Here is an 18,624-nt window from a genome sequence, read left to right as displayed (position 1 = left end):
CCTGCCGGGCGTCAGTTCAGGCGAGACGCCTCACGCCCATTCTTCATCCCATTTGAACGCCGGATCAATCCAGTCGCCCAGACGGCCGTCCGGACGGGCCAGCGAATGGATGCGATCCATCTCCTCGGCGGACAGTTCGAAGTCGAAGATGTCGAAGCTCTCTTCCGCGCGGCTGACCTTGGTCGTGCGCGGAATGGCGATGATGTTTTGCTGGATCAGCCAGCGCAGGGTGACCTGCCCGGGCGTCTTGCCGTGAGCCTTGCCGATTTCGATCAGGGTGGCGTCGTCGGCGATCTTGCCCTGGGCCAGCGGCGACCAGGCGGTGATCGACGAGCCGAGCTCGCCCGCGGCGGCGATCAACTTCGAGAGCTTCAGATAGGGGTGATACTCGACCTGGTTGGTGACCAGCTTCGCCTTCGACAGCGCCTGCGCCTGTTTCCACTCGATCGAGGGGAAGTTGGACAGGCCGATGGTGCGGGTCAGGCCCTGATCCTTCGCCTCGTTCAGGGCGTCGATCGTCTCCTTCATGTCCGGGTCCGGCTTGGGCCAGTGGAGCAGCAGCAGGTCCGGCGTGAAGCCCAGCGCCTCGGCGGACTCCTTCGCCTGGTTCAGCAGGGCGTCGCGGGTGAAGTGGGCGACCCAGATCTTGGTCGTCAGCCAGATGTCATCGCGCTTCACATGGCCCGCAGCGATAGCGTCGCGGATGCCGTCGCCGACGGCGGCCTCGTTCTGGTAGATCCAGGCGGTGTCGATGTGGCGGTAGCCGATGCGCAGGGCCTCTGCGACCATGCGGCGGGCGTCCTCGGGCGTCAGGTTCCAGGTGCCGAAGCCCAGAAGCGGGATTGTTGCGCCGTCGACGGTGATGGCGGGCTGGTCGGTCATGGGAAGGCTCCGGGGAAGGGGAGGCGCTTACCTATGCCGCGTCGGCGACGGTTCAAGCAGCCAGTCGAACATCTGATCCCACAGGACCTCCATCCCGCGCCGGAACGCGCCCTCGTGGCCGATGCGCTTCACGCCGAAGTCGGCCGGCGAATGCACGGTCATCTCGGTCGGGGCGTTCGGATAGACCTGCAGCAGGATGGGCGAGGTCTTCGGCGTGGCGATGGGATCGTCGGTGAAGATCCACGAGCGGATCGGCGCGGTGACGGCGTCGAATTGGTGTGGCTTCAGGCGGTCCTTCAGCTCGTCGAGGAAATAGGGCTCCTTCAGGCACCAGCGCCGCCAGGTCTCCCAGACGCCGCGCGGGAGGTCGGTTCCGGCCCACAGGCCGCCGCCCCGGATGTAGCCGCGCCGGGCCAGGCTGTAGGGGCCGTAGAGCAGCCAGAAGGTCAGCTCGAGCGGATTGTACCAGCGGTGGTGCCGGCCCCAGTAGCCGCTGCCGACCGAGACGAAAGCGTGTTTCGCGATCCTGTCGTGGTTGGCCATGAAACCCAAGAAATGTCCGCCGACGCTGTGGCCGACATGAACGACCGGCAGGCCCGGCGCCGCCTCGATCAGTGCATCCAGCGCGGCGGGCATGTCCAGCCGGCCCCAGTCGACATAGTCCATCTTCATCGCCGCCAGATCTTCGGGCCGGGACCCGGCGATGCCGCGGAAGTCGTAGGTCAGCACCGCCGCGCCCTTGCCGGCGAGATGTTTCGCGAACCGGTCATAGAAGCCCTTGGGGAAGCCGGTGCCGGAGCTCACCAGCACGGCGACGGTCGGCTGCTGCGCCGAGACCAGCCGCATCGACAGCGGGTAGCCGTCGCTCGCCGGGGCGGTGAAATCGCGGATGACGGGAGCGGTCATTGCAGGTCCGTAGCTATTCGAAACGAACCTAGCCGATTGCCCTCGCGTCAGGTCAAGTCTTGGAGCGCGGGTCCGGGTCGGCTAAAGCCGCACGCTGATTTGCCGAAGAGCTCTGCCATGACCGACGTCATCCCCGACCGCCTTTCCGTCGACCCCGACAGCCCGTTCCACGACGCCGACCTGCTGGCGAAGGGCATCGGCGTCCGCTTCAAGGGCGAGGAAAAGACCAACGTCGAGGAATATTGCATCTCGGAAGGCTGGGTCCGCCTCGCCGTCGGCAACCGCGTCGACCGCCGCGGCAAGGCCCTGACCGTCAAGCTGCAGGGTCCGGTCGAAGCGTGGATCAAGGGCGAGTAAGCCGCCTTATGGCAGCATCGTGAAAACTGCTGCCGCGACCGCTTCCCGCTCCGGAAACGCGAGTCTAGGGTCCCGGCCTCATCGCTGAGTCCCCCGGAGCCGTCATGCGTTTGTCCGTTCGCCTTCTCGCCGCCAGCGCCCTGGCGCTGAGTCTCGCCACGCCGGTTCTGGCGCAGGACGCCGCGACCATCCAGCGGGCCGAGCGCATCCGTGACGCGGCGCTGCGGGAGAACATCGCACTCGACTACGTCACCCAGCTGACGACCCGCTTCGGCGCGCGTCCGGCCGGATCGAAGGCCGAGCAGGACGCCTCGGCCTGGGCTGCCGACTACATGCGCCAGCACGGCTTCCGGAATGTGCGGATCGAGCAGTTCCCGCTGGTCGGCTGGGAGCGGGGCGTCGAGAGCGCCAGCATCGTCGGCCCGCGTCCGCAGGGGCTGGTCGTCGCCGCCCTCGGCCATTCGCCCGGCACCAACGGCGTGATCGAGGCGGATGTCGTGCGTTTCGACAGCCTTGAGGCGCTGAACGCCGCGCCCGCGAGCTCGCTGACCGGGAAGATTGCTTTCATCGACGCCGGTCAGATGGTGCGGATGCAGGACGGCTCGGGCTATGGCCCCCTGTCGCGCATCCGTGGCGCGGGACCGGCCGCGGCCGCCGGCAAGGGCGCGGTGGCGTTCATCATGCGCTCGGCCGGCTCGGACGAGCACCGCATGCCGCACACCGGCACCACCCGCTATGTCGAGGGCCGCGTGCCCCTGCCGGCCTTCTCGCTGGCCGCGCCGGACGCCGACCAGCTGTCGCGCCTGATCGGTCTGGGCGAGACGGTGCGGATCAGCCTGTCCTCGACCGCCCACACCTATGAGACCGTGTCCCAGAACGTCATCGGCGACATCGTCGGCGCCAGCCGTCCGAACGAGGTGATCGTGCTGGGCTCGCACATGGACAGCTGGGATCTGGGCACCGGCGCGATCGACGACGGCGCGGGCGGGGCGATCACTCTGGCTGCGGCCAAGGTCATCGCCGAGAGCGGCCGTCGCCCGGCGCGCACGATCCGTGTGGTCCTGTACGGCTCCGAAGAGGTCGCCCAGCCAACCAACACGGGCAATGGCGGCGGCGCCTATCTGCGCAATGTGCAGGCGGCGGGCCAGCTGGAGAACCACATCGTGGCCGGCGAGAGCGACTTCGGCGCCGACCGCATCTACGCCCTGCGTCTGTCCCCGGGCGCCCAGAACAGCGACTTCCAGCGTGCGGCCACGCAGGTGCTGTACCCGATCGGCGTGCTGGCCTCGGGCGAGCCCGAACTGCACGGCGGCGTCGATATCGGCCCGCTGGCGGAGGCGGGCGTGCCGGTGTTCGGCCTGGCGCAGGACGGGACCCGCTATTTCGACCTGCACCACACGGCGGACGACACCCTGGACAAGATCGATCCGGAGCAACTGACCCAGAACGTCGCCGCCTGGGCGGGCCTGGTCTGGCTGATCGCCGATTCCGACGTGAACTTCCGCACCATGCGCCCGGGGGAGACGCCCGCGCACTGACGCGAGCCGGAGCGCGCAAGGCCTGTCCTGACGCGACGAGCGTCTCGGGCCTTGCGATCAACTCCGCGTCTGCCGTGACGGCCCTGTCACCATCCGCCGCATAGGCGGACGCGGGAGGGAGCCGTGCGCGGGATCGCGCCGTCTTCGCCGTCGGGATGGAGGTCCCGCGGCGAGCCGACGGTCGCGTGAACTCAAGCGCATCTGGAGAACGGATCCCCGGGAGCCGTGGCCTTGAGAGATGCGCATATCGAGTCGGAGAAGGCCCGGCTGCGTTCGGCCACGATCTGGCTGACGCTGGGGCTCTGGGCCTTCGCAGGCGTGACCTTCGCCGGTTCGATCCAGCTGGGCGGCCGGATGGCGCTATCCGCTCCCGTCGTCGTCTGGCTGGGTCTGGGCACCTTGTCCGGCATGAGCCTGTCGCTGGTCCTGCACCAGCTGGTCAGGCGGGTGCAGCTCCGGTGCGCCCGTGCGCGCTGGACCCTTCTGATCTGCGCCGCGGTGGTTCTGGCCGGCGCGCAGGCAGTGGTCGATGGCGCGCTTCACACGGTGGTCAACCGCGCTTTCGGCCTGCCGACCGACGGCTGGTTCAACCCCGCCCATTTCGGAATGAACAGCCTGATCTACATGGGGCTATTCGGTTTCTATGCGGCGACTCTCGAACTGATCGCCATGACCGAGCGGGCTGCGGCGCACGCCCGAGAGTCGGCGCTGTACGCAGCCCAAGCCGCCGAGGCGCGGGAACTGGCGCGAGAGGCGCAGGTCCGGCTGCTGCAGCTGCAGATGAACCCGCATTTCCTGTTCAACACCCTGAACAGCATCTCCTCGCTCGTCGGCGCCGGGCGGTTCGCGGACGCCGACCGGATGATCGCGCGCCTGTCCGACTTCCTGCGGGTGTCGCTGCAATCGACGGCCGAGGGCGTGTCGCCGCTGGGGCGCGAGCTTGAGGCTCTCGAGGCCTATCTCGAGATCGAGTCGGTTCGCTTCTCCGATACCCTGAACCTCCAGATCGACTGCCCGGAGGCCCTCCACGCCGCCCCGACGCCGACGCTGATCCTCCAGCCGTTGCTCGAGGCCGCGATCCATCATGCGCATGCGTCGCCGGACGGCAGCCGGAAGATGCGACTGATCATCCGGCAGGACGACGACAGGCTGGTGATCCGCGCCATCGATACCAGCCTGACCGCCACCCGGGCTCCCGGTGTCGAGAGCGACGGGCTGGAGACGGTTCGGCGCCGGCTCGAGGTGATCTACGGCCCTGCCGCCTCAATGCACGTCGCCGCGCCGGCGGACGGCTTCCGCATCGAAATCTCGCTTCCCATCGCGCGCGACCCGCGCCCCCGGACCTGAAATGCGTATCGTTGTCGCCGATGAGGATGCCCGGGCGCTCGCCGGACTGAAATCCGTCCTGGAAACGGATCGGACCGTGCAGGTCGTCGGGGCGGCGACCGATGTGGCCGAGGCGGTCAGCCTGATCGAACGCCTGCGCCCGAACCTGGTGTTTCTCGATGTGCATATTCCGGTGCGCAGCGGCCTTCCGCTCGCGCGCGCGCTGACCACCACTCCGAATGTCGAGGTGGTTTTCACGGCGTCTCCCGAAGACCTGTCACGGCTCCGGGGGCTGACGGACGGCGAGACCGTTCTGCTGAAGCCCTTCGATCCGGACCAGCTGGAGCGCCTTCTCGCCGATGCGCGCAAGAAGACGGCGGCTGGCTCAACCGAGGTCGGTGGCCCGATTCAGGCGACGCCGGCCGCCTATGTCGACGCCTTCTGGGCGCCGGGGATACGGGGGCTGAATCGGGTCGATGTCTCGGCCATCGAGTGGATCGAGGCGGCGCGGGACTATGTTCTGCTGCACACCGAGGCGCGCTCTCACATCCTGCGGGCGACCATGTCGGGCCTCGAACGACAGCTGGATCCGTCGCAGATGGTCAGGGTGAGCCGCTCCGCCTTCGTTCGGCGGGATCGCATAGTGGGCGTCGCGCGCCAGGGCGGCTGCCATCTCGTCCTCTTGGCCGGCGGGCGCTCCGTGCGGATCGGCGCGACCTACGGGCGCCTCGCCGAGGAACTGGGCGCTCAGTTCGCCGACGGCACGCTGTCGTAGACCGCGGCGACAAATCGGGCCGCGTCGCCACCCAGTGCGAAGGGTCCGGTGAGGTCAGCCGCGGTGATCTCGTCGACCGATTGTCCCGCGGCCTTGCGCGCCGCGACCTCGTTCCGGACCGTGGCCAGCATCCCGCGCCAGGCGACCAGATCGTCGCGCCGTGCAGGTTCGCCGTGCGCCGGAATCACCTGTGTCCGCGGCCCCGCGATGGCGAGCGCGACATCGATCGCGGCGATCAGGCCGTCGATGGTCCCGCCGCTGCTCCGGTCGATGAACGGGAACAGTCCGTTGAAATAGAGGTCGCCCATGTGGAGGACATCCGCACGCTCCAGATGGACGAGGGCGTCGCCGTCCGTATGGGCCGCCGGCGTGTGAACGATCCGGACCACCTCGTCGCCATGATGGAGGGTGAGCCTCTCGTCGAACACCACGGACGGCCATGCGATGGCGGGAGAGGCGGGGACCGTGCGGTTGTAGGCGGTCATGAACTGGTCGACGCTCAGGCGTTCGCGAACGTTGCGGTGCGCCACGATGATCGCGCCCGCCCCGGCCAGCACGGCGTTGCCGCCGGAGTGATCCAGATGCCAATGGGTGTTGATCGCGTGGGTGATCCCGCCCGACGCCAGACCCGCTGCGGCCGCCACGACGGCCGGAACGGAGCGCGCGCGCTGGTCGTCGACGACCAGCACTCCGCCCGGCCCGGGAACCAGCACGACATTGCCGTCCTGACCGGTCAGCAGCCACGCCGTCTGGCCCAGAGGAATCAGTCCCTCGCCCGCCTGAATGGCGCCGGCAAGCGGATGCGGCGTCACGGACCGGGCTTCCGTTGCTCCGGCCGGCAAGGCGATGGCCGTGACCGCGGCGAGGATCAGGGTTCGGTTCATCCTGCGCTCCAGCGTCCCTGCAAGGTGGCTTCGATCCAGACCAGCAGCCGGTGACCCGCTTCGCTGAGCGCGGCGCGCCGCCCGCGGCCGTCGTCGCGGTCCCTCAAGAGCACCAGAAGACCGTAACCCTGCTTCTGCGAACCGCGAAGCCCCGTTTCGGTCAGGGCGCTGACGCTGCGCGAAACTGTGGCCTGGCTCTCGTTGATGCGCGCGCCCAGATCGTTCAGGCGGATGCCTTCCTCCGCCGCCACGGTCAGGAAGATGACCAGCTGGGTCAGGGTCATCCCCGGCGCGCGGACCTGCGCGGCCTTGATGGCGGCGACCATGTTGATCGACGTGCGCGGCCGTGAGGCGCGATCAATTTCGCTCGACGGGCTGGGTATCAAGGCGACGTTCTGCATTCCGCGTCCTGCACGCAGGCGCGATTCCGCAACCGCATCCTGTTCCCCGACGAAGGCAAGGTCGGCTTCGGACCGTTCGGTTTGTCGCTGCAGATCGGGCGTTGGCCGCAAATGTAATGCGTATGTCGCGGTTCGGCGGCGCTCCATGGATTTCCGCTCGGACTTTCCAATCGCGACGCTATCTGGGCTAACTTGCAAATGTCGCAAGGAGGTAATGCGATGCGGGTGATCGTTGCGGATGACGAACCCTTGGCCTTGGGCAAGATGCAGTCGTCACTGGCCTGCATCCCGTCGGTAGAGGTCGTCGGAACGGCGCGGAACGGCGTCGAGGCTCTGGCCATGATCCGGAGCCTGAAGCCGGATCTGGTGATCTTGGATATCGAGATGCCGGGGCGCACGGGCCTGTCGGTGATCGAGAACCTGCGCATTGGCGACGCGATCCCCGAGGTGATCTTCTCGACGGCCTTCTCGCATTATGCGGTCAAGGCGTTCGAGGTGAATGCGGTCGACTATCTGACCAAGCCGGTCTCGTTCGAGCGTTTGCGCGATGCAATTCGCAACGCCGAGGAAAAGCTGGCCGCGCGCACCGCCAACCAGCGGTTCGCCGAGCTTCAGGCCCTGATCGCCACGCTTCAGGCCGAGATCGGCAGCGACGGCCACGTCTATGAGCAGGAGCTGTGGATCCGCCGCAAGGACGGGCTGGAGCGTCTGCCGGTCAAGTCGATCGATCTGATCGAGGCCCAGGGCGACTATGTGAACCTGCATGTCGGCGACGAGATGCACCTGATCCGCGGCACCGTCAGCTCGCTCGAGACCCGGCTGGACCCGTCGATGTTCGTCCGCAGCCATCGCTCGTTTCTGGTCAACACCAGTCGGGTGCGGGGGATCCGTCGCAAGACCGGCGGTCGGATGGAGCTCACGCTCAGCACCGGCCGTCTCGTCGCAGTGGGCCCGACCTACGTCGAGAACACGCTCAAGGTCGTGAACGCCAAACGCTGGCGATAGGCGACGAACGCTGATCGTGTCGCGACGGGCATGCGCCAGTTAGCGCCGGACCTTCGATCCGGCGCGATGGCCTGCAGCCGAAGTCACCAAACTGAGCATTGAAGAACCGTCTCGCGGCAACGCTTTCTGAGGCACTGCTCGCGAGGCGGTTTTCGTCGATCTGATGTATTCGAACCCGCATTTTCTTTTGGTGATACGGCCCGAACACGGATCAAATCTGTCCATATATGAGTGTGACAATTTGTTTGTCTGAATAAGTCCGAATGTAGTCTGAAACGATCTGGACCGTGACTGACTCTCGTCGGGACCGTCGTTCGTCACAACAGGCCGTTCGCCGCGTGAGTATCGCCGCGGCGGATCGAGGAGGGGTTATGAATACCAGGCTTTCCATGCGTCAACGTCTGCTGCTGGGCACCATCATCGGCGGGTCGCTGCTGGCCGTTGCGGGGGGCGCGAGCGCCCAGACGACAACCCAACAGGATCAGGCGACCGATATCGGCGAGGTCGTGGTGACCGGCTCGCGTATCCGCCGTGATCCGACGACGGCGCCGACGCCGCTTATTCAGGTTCAGCAGGAACAACTGCTGGAAACCGGCATGCCGACGATGATCGACTATCTGGCGACGATCCCGGCGCTGTCGAACTCCATCGTTCCGTCCGACACGACGGGCGGTCTGAACGGTGCAGGCGTCTCGGCGGCTAACCTGCGGAGCTTGGGCACTTCGCGCGTGCTGACCCTGATCGATGGTCGCCGTCAGGTGGGCCATCAGGTTGGGCAGTTGCTTGTGGACGTGGACTCCATCCCGCGTCTCCTGATCCAGAACATCGAGATCATCACGGGCGGCGCTTCATCCGTGTATGGCGCGGACGCCGTCGCGGGCGTCTTGAACTACGTGTTGCGCAAGGATTTCGAAGGGCTCGAGATCGACGCCAACGTGGGCCAATTGGCCGGCAGTGATGCCGACGCTCCGCTGACCAAGCGTGTGTCGGTGCTCGCCGGCGCAAACCTGCTCGATGATCGGCTGAACGTTTATGCGTTCGGCGAATGGGAACAGATCGACGAAATCCGCCGTGACGATGTCGCGTGGCTTCGGGATGGCCGGACGTTCATCACGGCCACGCCCTTCTTCGATGACGATCCGACTTCTGCCGCGGTCGGACCGGTCAGCGACGGCGTGTACGACAACGACGTCGCCTACGGTCTGCGCCGGGTCGACCGGCCGCGGTGGGGGCAAACCACAATTGCCAACTCGCAGCGGCCCAGCGCCCTTACCGATCCCGACGTGCCGCTGACCGCCTGCACCAGCGTCACCAGCGCAAACTGCTATGCCGTCGATCCGACCAAGACATACTGGTACGAAGGCGGGCAGGCCCGTCTGATCAACTTCGGCGAACGGGTCGGTAGCGCAGGTAATAACCGTGTCTATGGACGCGGTGGCGACGGTGACAACGCCAACACCTCGTTCGGCGGCTTCTCCCTCACGCCGCGTAACGAGTCTCAACGATACCAACTCGGCGCCAACTTCCGCGTCAACGACAACGTGACCGCCTATGCGGAAGCGAAGTTCATCGAGGAAGATTCGGTTCTTCAGAGCCAGTCGAGCTTCTTCGATGTCATCATCACTGACAGCCTCGCCGGTGTGAACGAGGTGCAGCGGGTGGTGAACTCGAGCACATTCAGCACCCGTCTCGACAACGCCTACCTGCCGGCCATGATCCGGACGGCGATGATCTCGAACATGGTCTCGACCTGGACCGCCAATCAGAACGCGCCGGGAACCGAGACAGGGACCACGAACCGGCAATGGGCGCGTCACTCGGCCTTTGGTATTGACCGTACCCAGGAGAACCAGCGTCGACTGTCTCGCTACGTTGCGGCGCTTCGTGGCGACTATGACCGCCTCGGTTTCATCGACAACTTCAGCTGGGACCTCTCCTACGTTCGCGGCGAGATGAACAACCTGAACCTTGAGCATGGCATGGACATCATCCGTACCGCCCATGCCCAGGATGCCGTCGTGGACACGGCGGGTCTGGTCAATGGCAAACCCGGCGAGATTGTCTGCCGTGTCAGATTGCTGGCGGCGCAGGGGCTGCCGCTGACCAACTACAATGAGCTGACCAACAAGCCGGCCTTCGGCGGCTCGCTGACGATCTCTCCGAACGATCCGACCGTGCGCGATTGCAAGCCCTTGAACGTCTTCGGCGCCGGCAACCAGAGCCAGGAGGCTCTGGACTTCATCAGCGCGACGATCTTCGTCGATGAGAAGAACATTCAGGATGATTTCGTTGGCTCGGTCTCGGGCCAGCTCTGGGATCCCTGGGGCGCCGGGCCGATCGGCTTCTCGCTGGGCTACGAGTATCGTCGCGAGATGGCCGAAGGGCTGGGCCGTTCCAACTCCACCCGGAATCGTTACCTCCAGCTCAATACTGGCGCGGATTTCCCGACGACCGAGTACGACTCGAACGAGATCTTTGGTGAGCTCTCACTGCCGCTGTTCCGGGATACCTGGATGGGCGAGTATGCCGAGTTGAGCGGCAGCTATCGCTCGTTCGACTATTCGAACGCCGGCAAGGGCGACGTCTACGGCATCAACCTCGTTTATCGCCCGATCCCTGACATCACCTTCAAGTCGAGTTACAACACCTCGTTCCGCACGCCGCTGATGTCGGAAACGAACGCGCCGTTCACCCAGACATTTGCGAACGGCTTTATCGATCCCTGCGACACACGGCAGATCAACTCCGCATCGCGCGTCGGGAATGAGCGGATAAATCGTATCGCCAACTGCACCATTCTGGCCACGCGGGAGGGAGTGACCTACGATTTCGCTCAGGCGACGACTGACACTGCGGATGACTATCGCCCCACTTACGCCTCGGGCATCGCAGGTGTGAACGGGGGCAACAGTGCTCTGACACCGGAGACGTCAAGCTCGTTCACGATCTCTGCTGTGGTGCAACCACGGTTCATGCCGAACGCGACGCTGGTCCTCGACTACTATGAGATCAAGATCGACGACATCATTCAGAGTCTTACCGCAGCCCAACTGGCTGCGCAGTGTGTGGATGGCGCGCAACTGGATGAGTTCGCCTGCAGCAGGATTTTCCGAAACAACCCGGTGACCGGAGAGAGCTTCGACAACTTCAAGGTCGGCGCTGCGAACGGCGATCCCCTTGGCGGCTTCATTCAGGTTCCGGTCAACTTCGCCGCGCGCGAGGTGCGGGGGCTGGACTTCGACTTCCGCTATCGGTTCGACACCGAGGAGATGGCTGGTCGAAACTGGGGCGTATTCAACTACTCCGTGTCGGGTTCCTGGCTGATCGACCAGAAGAACTTCAACAATCGATCTGCCCCGGGGGCATTCGTTCAACAGGACACCACGCAGTACTTCCCGCGGGTTCGCCTGACGAGCCGACTGACATGGGTCCCGACGGATGCGCTTTCGGTTTCCTGGATTGCCGATTTCCAGACGGCACAGGACTGGACCAATGCGACCAGTCTTGCCGGCCTCAACATTCGTGATCTTGTAGCCTCAGGCAATCTCGACGCCCGCCCGCTCGCGTCTCTCTCGACAGGCAGCTTCGTTCGGCACGATCTGACGATGCGCTACCACGTCAACGAGGAACTGACTGTGCGCGCGGGCGTGACGAACGTGCTCAACGAGGAGCAGAGCCAATGGCTGGGTTCCGCGATCTCCAGCAACTTCGACTCCTATGGCCGACGCTTCAACATCGGCCTGAACTGGCGGCCCTACTGATCGGGGACCGTGACTGAAAGACCCGGGGCGGCCTGTTCGGGCCGCCCCGTTTTTCTGTTTTTACGTCGCTGCTGACGGACCGGAATGAAGTACCGCGCCATCTTCTCCATAGACTTCGATGCCTTCGATCAGCCGGAGCTGCGTCAGCGGAAGCAGGAGTTCGCCGAGTGGCTGGTGGCCCTGGAGCGGGGGTTCGGGCCCACGGTGCTGACGGTCAAGGAGCGACGGCCGCGGCTTGGGCCCCGTGCCCGCGCGCCGCTGGACGTCTGGGACGGGCAGGTCCGATCCGGCGAACCGGTGGAAGACGTGTGACGGCTTCGATTGTGGGATAGGCTGGCGTCGGACGGACGGCGCCACGGGACGGGTGGAATGTTCAATCGATCTTCTGACGAACGCACGGAGGAGCAGCGCGGGCTGGATCGCGACGCGTATCTGTTCGCGGCCGGCGTCTGGTTCGCCGAGTTCGTGCAGTGGTTTCTGCGTTCCTGGTCCAACGGCTCGCTGGAGGCGCCGATCCAGGTGCTGGAGAAGGCCGCCTACAACATCGTGACCTTCCTGCTGACCTGCGGGATCTGGCTGATCCTGCGCGGTCGCGGACCCTATTCCGCATGGGGCTTCATCCGGGCGTCGGCGCCCCTGGTGATCCTCGCCTCGGGCCTCAACACCCTGATCGGCTGGGTGCTGTTCTATCGCTTCTTCATGAGCCCGGCCGAGCTTCAGGATCCGGCGAACTTCAACTGGCTGGTGCTTGCGCCGCAGCCGCTGTCCTACCTCTGGGTCTTCTTCTGCTGGGCCTGCTTTGTCGCGACGGTCGTCGGCGCTGCCGAGGCACGGGCGCGTGAGCGTGCGCTCGCTGAAAGCCATCGCGAACTGCAGGACGCCCGTCTTCGGGCGTTGCGCTACCAGATCCATCCGCATCTGGTGTTCAACAGCCTGAACGCGATCCAGGCGCTTCTGGAAGCCCGGCAGACCGGGGCGGCGAAGCAGACGCTCGAGCTGCTGTCGCGCTTCCTGCGCAACACCCTGGCGTCGTCGACGGACAGCCTGACGCCGTTATCCCGCGAACTGGAAACCCAGCGCGTCTATCTGGACATCGAGAAGGTGCGGTTCGCCGACCGACTGCAGGTCCGCCTGATGGTGGAGCCTGACACCCGCGAGGCGCTGGTGCCGGCGTTGATCCTTCAGCCGCTGGTCGAGAACGCGATCAAGCACGGTCTGGGGCAGTCGATCGACGGCGCTGAAATCCGGATCGGCGCCCGAAGGGATGGCGACCGGCTGCATTTGTGGGTCGAGGATGACGCGGCTGTTTCGGGCCCTTCTCGCCCGGGCGGATTCGGCATCGGGCTCGAGAATACGCAGTCCCGCCTGCAGACTCTTTACGGCGAGGCGGGGCGGCTGGAGGCCGGGCCGACCGGTGAGGGATGGCGCTCGGAGCTGATCCTGCCGTTCGAGGTTGAGGTCGGCTCCGGCGATGCGACGGCGACCGAGGCGGCCGCCGCCTGAACGCCTTCGTCAGGACCGGGCGCTGACCCGGCGCAGCGGGGCGTCGAACGAATAGCCCAGGCCCCAGATGTTGCGGATCGGCAGATCCTCGGCGCTCACCTTGCGGAAGCGCCGGCGCAGGCGGCTGATGGACACGCGCAGGCTGTTCACCTGGGCGGGATCCTTCTGGGCCGACAGGATGTCGATGTCTTCCTCGGCCAGGGCGCCGATCAGTTTCACGTCGCCCTTGGACAGTTCGCAGACCGTGCCCGAGGGCGAGCGCAGGACCCGGCTGACGTCGTTCAGCACCCAGGCGCCGTCATCGTTCGCTGCATCCATCGCCCCGCCGCCGCGGCGCTGGGCGCCCCGACGCATCAGGGAGTTGGCGCGCGCCAGGATCTCGCGCGGATCGGTGTCGCGACGCAGGAAGTCGTCGGCGCCGAGCTCGAGCGCCCGGATGCGGTCGATGAAGTCGCCGGTCTCGGACAGGACGATCACGAACGGCGACGCCTTGGCGCTGACCGTCTCGATCAGGGCGGAAATCCGCGCGTCCAGCAGGCGGGCCGTCACCAGCAGGACATCGGCGTCCAGCCAAGGGGCGTCCGCCGGCACCTCCGAAGAGGGCAGGGCGGGAATGAAGTCCGCGCCGCGCGCCTCGAGCGACTGGCGCAGGGTCTGGGCGTCGCCCGGCGCATCGCCAAAGTCCATCATCGCCATCGTCAGGGACGGGCGCGCCGGAGCGGGGCGGGTGTCGTTTGCGGTCATCAGGGAAAAGGTCACGGCGGAGCTCGTCCGAATGGTGAGGGAGTGTCGTCGAGCGTAATCGTGAGGAGAGTTTTCGGTCGCGGTTGAACGCCCCGTGACGGCAACGATCCGGCCTTTCATCGCGCCTCGGACCACGTTGAGCGCGGCGTTCGGGCTTCGCCGGCGAATTCGCTCCTCGCGGGAAGCATTACGAATCGAGAGTCCGCGCGCGGCCCCGCATGCAGGCCGCCCGGTCGCCAATCTGTCACGGTGATTGCTGGCGGCGCGATGAACGCTGGGGTTGTTACGACGAATGGTGCAGTTTTGGTTCGAACGCCTTGCCAGCCGCGCTGAACCTTTGCCCCGGGCTGGAGGATGGAATTCTCTCTCAACTCTGTTCGGGGCTTCTCTTGAAAACCGTATCAATTCGAAGGGCGTTGCTGTCGACGACCATGATCGCAGGCGTTGCGATGGCCATGGCGTCGCCCGCGCTGGCGCAGGACGCCGGCCAGGAGGCCCAGCTGGATGAAGTCGTCGTCACCGGCTCGCGCATTCCGCAGGCCAACCTGGTGACCACCAGCCCGGTGACCCAGGTCACGGGCGAAGACATCGACGTCGCCGGCGTGACCCGCGTCGAGGACCTGGTCAGCCAGCTGCCACAGGCCTTCGCCGCGCAGAACTCGACGGTGTCGAACGGCGCGACCGGCACGGCGACGGTGTCGCTGCGTAACCTGGGCGCCTCGCGCACCCTGGTCCTGATCGATGGTCGCCGCATGGGCTATGGCTCGCCGACCGCCGTCGCCGCCGACCTGAACCAGATCCCGGAACAGCTGGTCGAGCGCGTTGAGGTCCTGACCGGCGGCGCCTCGGCCGTCTACGGTTCGGACGCCATCGCCGGCGTCGTCAACTTCATCATGAAGAAGGACTTCGAGGGCATCCAGATCGACAGCCAGTATGGCTTCTATCAGCACACCAACGACTATGACGGCGTCGGCAACCTGCGGGCCGAAATCGCGCGTCGCGCTGCGCTCAATCCGTCGGAATACGCCCTGCCCGAAGACGACGTGATGGACGGCGAGAGCCGGTCGTTCAACATCGTGATGGGTGTGGGATCGGGCGACGGAAAAGGCCACCTGACGGCCTATGCCGGCTATCGCTCCAACAACCCGATCCTGCAGCGAGACCGCGACTATTCGGCCTGCGCGATCGGCAACCCGGCGGGATCTGCGCCGAATACCTATACCTGTGGCGGTTCGCCGACTTCCGCCGGCGGATACTTCCGCGACGACGGGGTGAACAATAACGGCAATGCGGGGCCGGATAATGAAGACGGTACCGACGATGATGTGCCGGATACCAACCCGCTGCCGAGCTTCGACTTCACGCGGGGGGCGGGTGGTTCATTTGTGGACTTTGACCCGGACCTCAACTTCTTTAACTTCGCGCCACTGAACTATTACCAGCGTCCGGACGAACGTTACACCTTCGGGGCGATGGGCGACTATCAGGTCAACGACAAGGTCGAGGCCTTCGCCCAGCTGATGTTCTCCGACTACCGGTCGATCGCCCAGATCGCGCCGTCGGGCGTCTTCGGACAGGTGAACACGATCAACTGCGACAACCCGCTGCTGAGCGCGGCGCAAGCTGCGGCGATCGGCTGCGGCGCGCTCGCGCAGCAAGCGTTCGAAGAGGGCTTCATCGACGATCCTAACATCGTGCCGTTCACCATCGGCCGTCGTAACGTCGAGGGCGGCCCGCGTCAGAGCGATCTGCGGTACACTTCATACCGTGGCACGGTCGGCCTCCGCGGCGAGATCATGACGGGCTGGAACTACGACGTCGCCGCCCAGTTCTCGCGGGTCACCACGACCCAGATTTCGCGGAACGACTTCTCGGTCACCCGTCTGAAACGCGCGCTCGACGTGATCAGCGTCGGCGGCGTGGCCACCTGCCGATCGGCCGCCACGGTCGCACAGGGCGGCACGGGCCTGGATCCGGCTTGTGTGCCGTACAACATCTTCACGCCCGGCGGGGTGACCCAGGCAGCGCTGGACTACATGCAGGTGCCGCTGATCCTGACCGGCGAAACCACCCAGCAGATCGTGACGGCGGCCGTCACCGGCGACACCGGTTTCTCGCTGCCGACAACCTCACGCACGCTGCAGGTCGCATTCGGCGCCGAGTATCGCCGGGACTTCCTGTCGCTCGAGCCGGACACCAATTTCTCGACCAACGACGGCGCCGGTCTGGGTGGTCCGACCATCGCCGTCGCCGGCGACACCGACGTGGCCGAAGTCTTCGCCGAATTCCAGCTGCCGCTGGCCGACGACCAGTCGTGGGCCTACTCGGCGTCCATCGACGGCGCCTATCGCCGATCGGAGTACGCAAAATTCGGTGCGGACACCTGGAAGGTCGGCGCCGACTATGCTCCGGTCGAGGACATCCGCTTCCGCGCCAGCTATTCCCGCGCTGTGCGGGCGCCCGACGTTCTGGAGCTGTTCACCGCCCAGGGACCGGCCCTGTTTGGCATGGACTTCGACCCGTGCTCACTCCCGGGTCGCGAAGAACCAGTGCCAGCCGCCTGCATCGGCACCAACCCGTGGCAGGTTTCGCTGGGCCAGTCGCAAAGCGGTAACCTCGACAATAGCGCGGGCCAGTACAACTTCCTGGCAGGCGGAAACCCGGACCTGAATCCGGAAGAGGCCGACACCGTCACCCTCGGCGCAGTCTGGACGCCGTCATTCCTGCCGCGGTTCAATCTGTCGATCGACTACTTCAGCGTGAAGATCGACGGCGCCATTCAGACGATCGGCGCGCAGAACACGCTCGACCTCTGCTACAACGCCAATGACGCTGCAGCCTGCTCACGCATCAAGCGCAACGCATCGACTGGTTCGCTCTGGGGGCCAAACGGCGGCCTGATCGAGGACTTGAACATCAATATCGGCGGGTTCGAGACCTCGGGTGTCGACTTCAACGCCAACTACGGTGTCGATCTCGAGGACTGGGGTGTGAACGGCGCCGGTTCGTTGCGGTTCTCTTTCGTCGGCACTCTGCTCAATGAGCTGATCACCGATACGGGGGCCGGACAGGCCAACTCGGTCTATGACTGCACCGGCTTCTACGGAAACCAGTGCGGCACCCCGAACCCGGAATGGCGTCACCGCGCGCGTCTGACCTGGTCGACGCCGTGGAACATTGATGTGTCGGGCACCTGGCGTCACTTTAGTGAGGTCGAGTTCGCAGTCCTCAAAGCGGATGGCTCTCTGAACAACGGCGTGCGTGGCGATGGTTCAGACAGGCTCGACCGCTACTTCGATGCCAAGAACTATCTGGATCTGGCCGCAACCTGGCAGGTTCGGGACACCGTTACCCTGCGCGCCGGGGTGAACAACGTTCTGGACAGCGATCCGCCGCTCACTCCGTCGGCCGGCAACGCCGGTAACGGCAACACCTTCCCGCAGGTCTATGACGCCATGGGTCGGTTCGTCTTCTTCGGGGTGACCGCCAACTTCTGATCCTGTCCCAACCGGGATCGGAAACCGCGTCCGCCGTCGGCGAAAGCCGGCGGCGGATTGCGTTTCACCGCTCCGACTTCGGGGGCGCATTGCCGCCCCGCGCGCAAGACCCATTCTCCCATGTGTATAGATATCGCTCACGAGGCCCTGCGGTCCGGCCGCGTTCTGGACCTGCATTTCGAGGCCCTGAGCCAGTGCGTCGAGGTGCACGCGATCGGCTGGGATCTCCATGGCCAGCCCACGGTGCTGGGCTGGGTGGTCGCCGACAGCTCCATTCCCAAACAGCGCGACGGCTGGAAGCTGATCCGCCTCGACCGGGCGCTGTCCGCCTCGGTCTCGGGTGCGCGCTCGATCGCGCCGCGCCCCGGCTACGCCAGCGGCGCAGAGGCGCTGGCCGAGGTTCTCTTCAAACTCTGATCCATCGGCTGTCGCCGTGGTGGGCTTCCGGCGAAGATCGCAGGCACTCCGACGCCGCGGCTCGAACCGAGTAGACGCTAAGTCGTGCCGAAGCGTGCGACGGCCTGCCTGACAGCCGGTGGGGACCCTGTCGCTACAATCCCCATCATCCCGACGAGCGCGGACCGCGCGGGGCGCGGAGGTCGGCTGCCGGCGGCATGATTCAGCCGACCTCCTGAAGGCATCGACCGATGGGCCGGGCCGGGCAGGCTTGCGCCCGGCTGCGTTTCGGCCACTGCTTCGGGGCCTGTCCCGATCGGGCATCCGGGCTGCTGTTATTCTGTGCTCCTTGCCGCCCGCTGATCCGGCGACGCCGGACGGGATTGCGGCAGGTCGCCTGTCTGACCTGTACGATCCTTCGCGACCACGATGGCGGCTCTGGCTGGGCGCCGCCCGGTTCTGCCTGTCGCTGACCGGCGAAGATGGACGGTCATCTCTCATGTCTGGAGCGGCGGGGAAGAAAAAGGCGGCGAGGCGCGGGTCTGCCTGACAGAACGCTCGTCAAGGCAGGGCATTGGATCCGGTCGCCCGTCGCCTCGAACGCTGCCGGTGTGCCTGCGCTCCTGCTCACCGCCCATGAAAAAAGCCC

At 65.8% G+C, this 18,624-nt stretch carries 15 protein-coding genes; 10 read left to right on the top strand and 5 right to left on the bottom strand.

The features are described from left to right. Nucleotides 1-30 precede the first annotated feature (30 nt). Nucleotides 31-882, bottom strand: coding sequence for an aldo/keto reductase (locus tag ABDZ95_RS13210; protein ID WP_343794425.1), 852 nt, complete (start codon nt 880-882; stop codon nt 31-33). Between the two features lie 27 nt (nt 883-909). Beyond that, nucleotides 910-1,788 carry an alpha/beta hydrolase family protein gene (locus ABDZ95_RS13205; protein WP_343794424.1) on the bottom strand — a complete coding sequence of 293 codons (879 nt, stop codon included), beginning with the start codon at nt 1,786-1,788 and terminating at the stop codon, nt 910-912. Between the two features lie 117 nt (nt 1,789-1,905). Between ABDZ95_RS13205 and ABDZ95_RS13200 the strand changes: the two genes are divergently transcribed. From ABDZ95_RS13200 to ABDZ95_RS13185, 4 genes are all read left to right on the top strand, one after another. Then, entirely contained in the window at nt 1,906-2,145 is a 240-nt protein-coding gene (locus tag ABDZ95_RS13200) for a DUF3297 family protein (RefSeq protein WP_343794423.1), read from the top strand. A 104-nt stretch (nt 2,146-2,249) separates the two neighbouring features. Continuing rightward, entirely contained in the window at nt 2,250-3,683 is a 1,434-nt protein-coding gene (locus ABDZ95_RS13195) for a M20/M25/M40 family metallo-hydrolase (protein WP_343794422.1), read from the top strand. A 231-nt stretch (nt 3,684-3,914) separates the two neighbouring features. Beyond that, on the top strand, nt 3,915-5,030 hold the full coding sequence (locus ABDZ95_RS13190) for a sensor histidine kinase (RefSeq protein ID WP_343794421.1): 1,116 nt from the start codon (nt 3,915-3,917) through the stop codon (nt 5,028-5,030). A 1-nt stretch (nt 5,031) separates the two neighbouring features. Then, a complete protein-coding gene (locus ABDZ95_RS13185) occupies nt 5,032-5,784 on the top strand; it encodes a LytR/AlgR family response regulator transcription factor (protein WP_343794420.1) in 753 nt (250 codons plus the stop codon). Here the strand turns inward: ABDZ95_RS13185 and ABDZ95_RS13180 are convergent. Further along, nucleotides 5,757-6,668 (bottom strand): MBL fold metallo-hydrolase, encoded by a 912-nt coding sequence (locus tag ABDZ95_RS13180; protein ID WP_343794419.1) that lies wholly within the window; start codon nt 6,666-6,668, stop codon nt 5,757-5,759. The two genes, ABDZ95_RS13185 and ABDZ95_RS13180, sit on opposite strands and share 28 nt — an antisense overlap. Then, complete coding sequence (locus ABDZ95_RS13175) at nt 6,665-7,069, bottom strand: helix-turn-helix domain-containing protein (protein WP_343794418.1); 405 nt, start codon at nt 7,067-7,069, stop codon at nt 6,665-6,667. The genes ABDZ95_RS13180 and ABDZ95_RS13175 overlap by 4 nt, the downstream gene beginning before the upstream one ends. Nucleotides 7,070-7,288: 219 nt before the next feature. Between ABDZ95_RS13175 and ABDZ95_RS13170 the strand changes: the two genes are divergently transcribed. From ABDZ95_RS13170 to ABDZ95_RS13155, 4 genes are all read left to right on the top strand, one after another. Beyond that, on the top strand, nt 7,289-8,074 hold the full coding sequence (locus ABDZ95_RS13170) for a LytR/AlgR family response regulator transcription factor (protein ID WP_343794417.1): 786 nt from the start codon (nt 7,289-7,291) through the stop codon (nt 8,072-8,074). 371 nt (nt 8,075-8,445) lie between these two features. Next, nucleotides 8,446-11,835, top strand: coding sequence for a TonB-dependent receptor domain-containing protein (locus ABDZ95_RS13165; protein ID WP_343794416.1), 3,390 nt, complete (start codon nt 8,446-8,448; stop codon nt 11,833-11,835). 84 nt (nt 11,836-11,919) lie between these two features. Then, nucleotides 11,920-12,147: a hypothetical protein gene (locus ABDZ95_RS13160; RefSeq protein ID WP_343794415.1), complete on the top strand. Its 228-nt coding sequence runs from the start codon at nt 11,920-11,922 to the stop codon at nt 12,145-12,147. A gap of 57 nt (nt 12,148-12,204) precedes the next feature. Continuing rightward, complete coding sequence (locus tag ABDZ95_RS13155) at nt 12,205-13,338, top strand: sensor histidine kinase (protein WP_343794414.1); 1,134 nt, start codon at nt 12,205-12,207, stop codon at nt 13,336-13,338. 9 nt (nt 13,339-13,347) lie between these two features. Here the strand turns inward: ABDZ95_RS13155 and ABDZ95_RS13150 are convergent, their stop codons facing one another. Further along, complete coding sequence (locus ABDZ95_RS13150) at nt 13,348-14,097, bottom strand: hypothetical protein (protein WP_343794413.1); 750 nt, start codon at nt 14,095-14,097, stop codon at nt 13,348-13,350. A gap of 416 nt (nt 14,098-14,513) precedes the next feature. On the opposite strand from ABDZ95_RS13150, the gene ABDZ95_RS13145 reads away from it, so the two are divergent. Both ABDZ95_RS13145 and ABDZ95_RS13140 read left to right on the top strand, forming a co-directional pair. Beyond that, nucleotides 14,514-17,579, top strand: coding sequence for a TonB-dependent receptor plug domain-containing protein (locus ABDZ95_RS13145; RefSeq protein ID WP_343794412.1), 3,066 nt, complete (start codon nt 14,514-14,516; stop codon nt 17,577-17,579). A gap of 120 nt (nt 17,580-17,699) precedes the next feature. Beyond that, nucleotides 17,700-17,996 (top strand): hypothetical protein, encoded by a 297-nt coding sequence (locus ABDZ95_RS13140; RefSeq protein ID WP_343794411.1) that lies wholly within the window; start codon nt 17,700-17,702, stop codon nt 17,994-17,996. Nucleotides 17,997-18,624 lie beyond the last annotated feature (628 nt).

Origin of the sequence: Brevundimonas kwangchunensis (genome assembly GCF_039523815.1) — a bacterium.
Lineage (GTDB): Bacteria > Pseudomonadota > Alphaproteobacteria > Caulobacterales > Caulobacteraceae > Brevundimonas > Brevundimonas kwangchunensis.
The sequence above is the reverse complement of the archived record's forward strand: the minus strand, read 5'-3'. Positions and strand labels throughout refer to the sequence as shown.

What these genes read in the sequence shown, in the direction of transcription:
- ABDZ95_RS13200 (WP_343794423.1), top strand. Translation starts at nt 1,906, where the DNA reads ATGACCGACGTCATCCCCGACCGCCTTTCCGTCGACCCCGACAGCCCG.
- ABDZ95_RS13160 (WP_343794415.1), top strand. Translation starts at nt 11,920, where the DNA reads ATGAAGTACCGCGCCATCTTCTCCATAGACTTCGATGCCTTCGATCAG.
- ABDZ95_RS13170 (WP_343794417.1), top strand. Translation starts at nt 7,289, where the DNA reads ATGCGGGTGATCGTTGCGGATGACGAACCCTTGGCCTTGGGCAAGATG.
- ABDZ95_RS13180 (WP_343794419.1), bottom strand. Translation starts at nt 6,668, where the DNA reads ATGAACCGAACCCTGATCCTCGCCGCGGTCACGGCCATCGCCTTGCCG.
- ABDZ95_RS13145 (WP_343794412.1), top strand. Translation starts at nt 14,514, where the DNA reads ATGATCGCAGGCGTTGCGATGGCCATGGCGTCGCCCGCGCTGGCGCAG.
- ABDZ95_RS13210 (WP_343794425.1), bottom strand. Translation starts at nt 882, where the DNA reads ATGACCGACCAGCCCGCCATCACCGTCGACGGCGCAACAATCCCGCTT.
- ABDZ95_RS13175 (WP_343794418.1), bottom strand. Translation starts at nt 7,069, where the DNA reads ATGCAGAACGTCGCCTTGATACCCAGCCCGTCGAGCGAAATTGATCGC.
- ABDZ95_RS13165 (WP_343794416.1), top strand. Translation starts at nt 8,446, where the DNA reads ATGAATACCAGGCTTTCCATGCGTCAACGTCTGCTGCTGGGCACCATC.
- ABDZ95_RS13185 (WP_343794420.1), top strand. Translation starts at nt 5,032, where the DNA reads ATGCGTATCGTTGTCGCCGATGAGGATGCCCGGGCGCTCGCCGGACTG.
- ABDZ95_RS13140 (WP_343794411.1), top strand. Translation starts at nt 17,700, where the DNA reads ATGTGTATAGATATCGCTCACGAGGCCCTGCGGTCCGGCCGCGTTCTG.
- ABDZ95_RS13195 (WP_343794422.1), top strand. Translation starts at nt 2,250, where the DNA reads ATGCGTTTGTCCGTTCGCCTTCTCGCCGCCAGCGCCCTGGCGCTGAGT.
- ABDZ95_RS13205 (WP_343794424.1), bottom strand. Translation starts at nt 1,788, where the DNA reads ATGACCGCTCCCGTCATCCGCGATTTCACCGCCCCGGCGAGCGACGGC.
- ABDZ95_RS13155 (WP_343794414.1), top strand. Translation starts at nt 12,205, where the DNA reads ATGTTCAATCGATCTTCTGACGAACGCACGGAGGAGCAGCGCGGGCTG.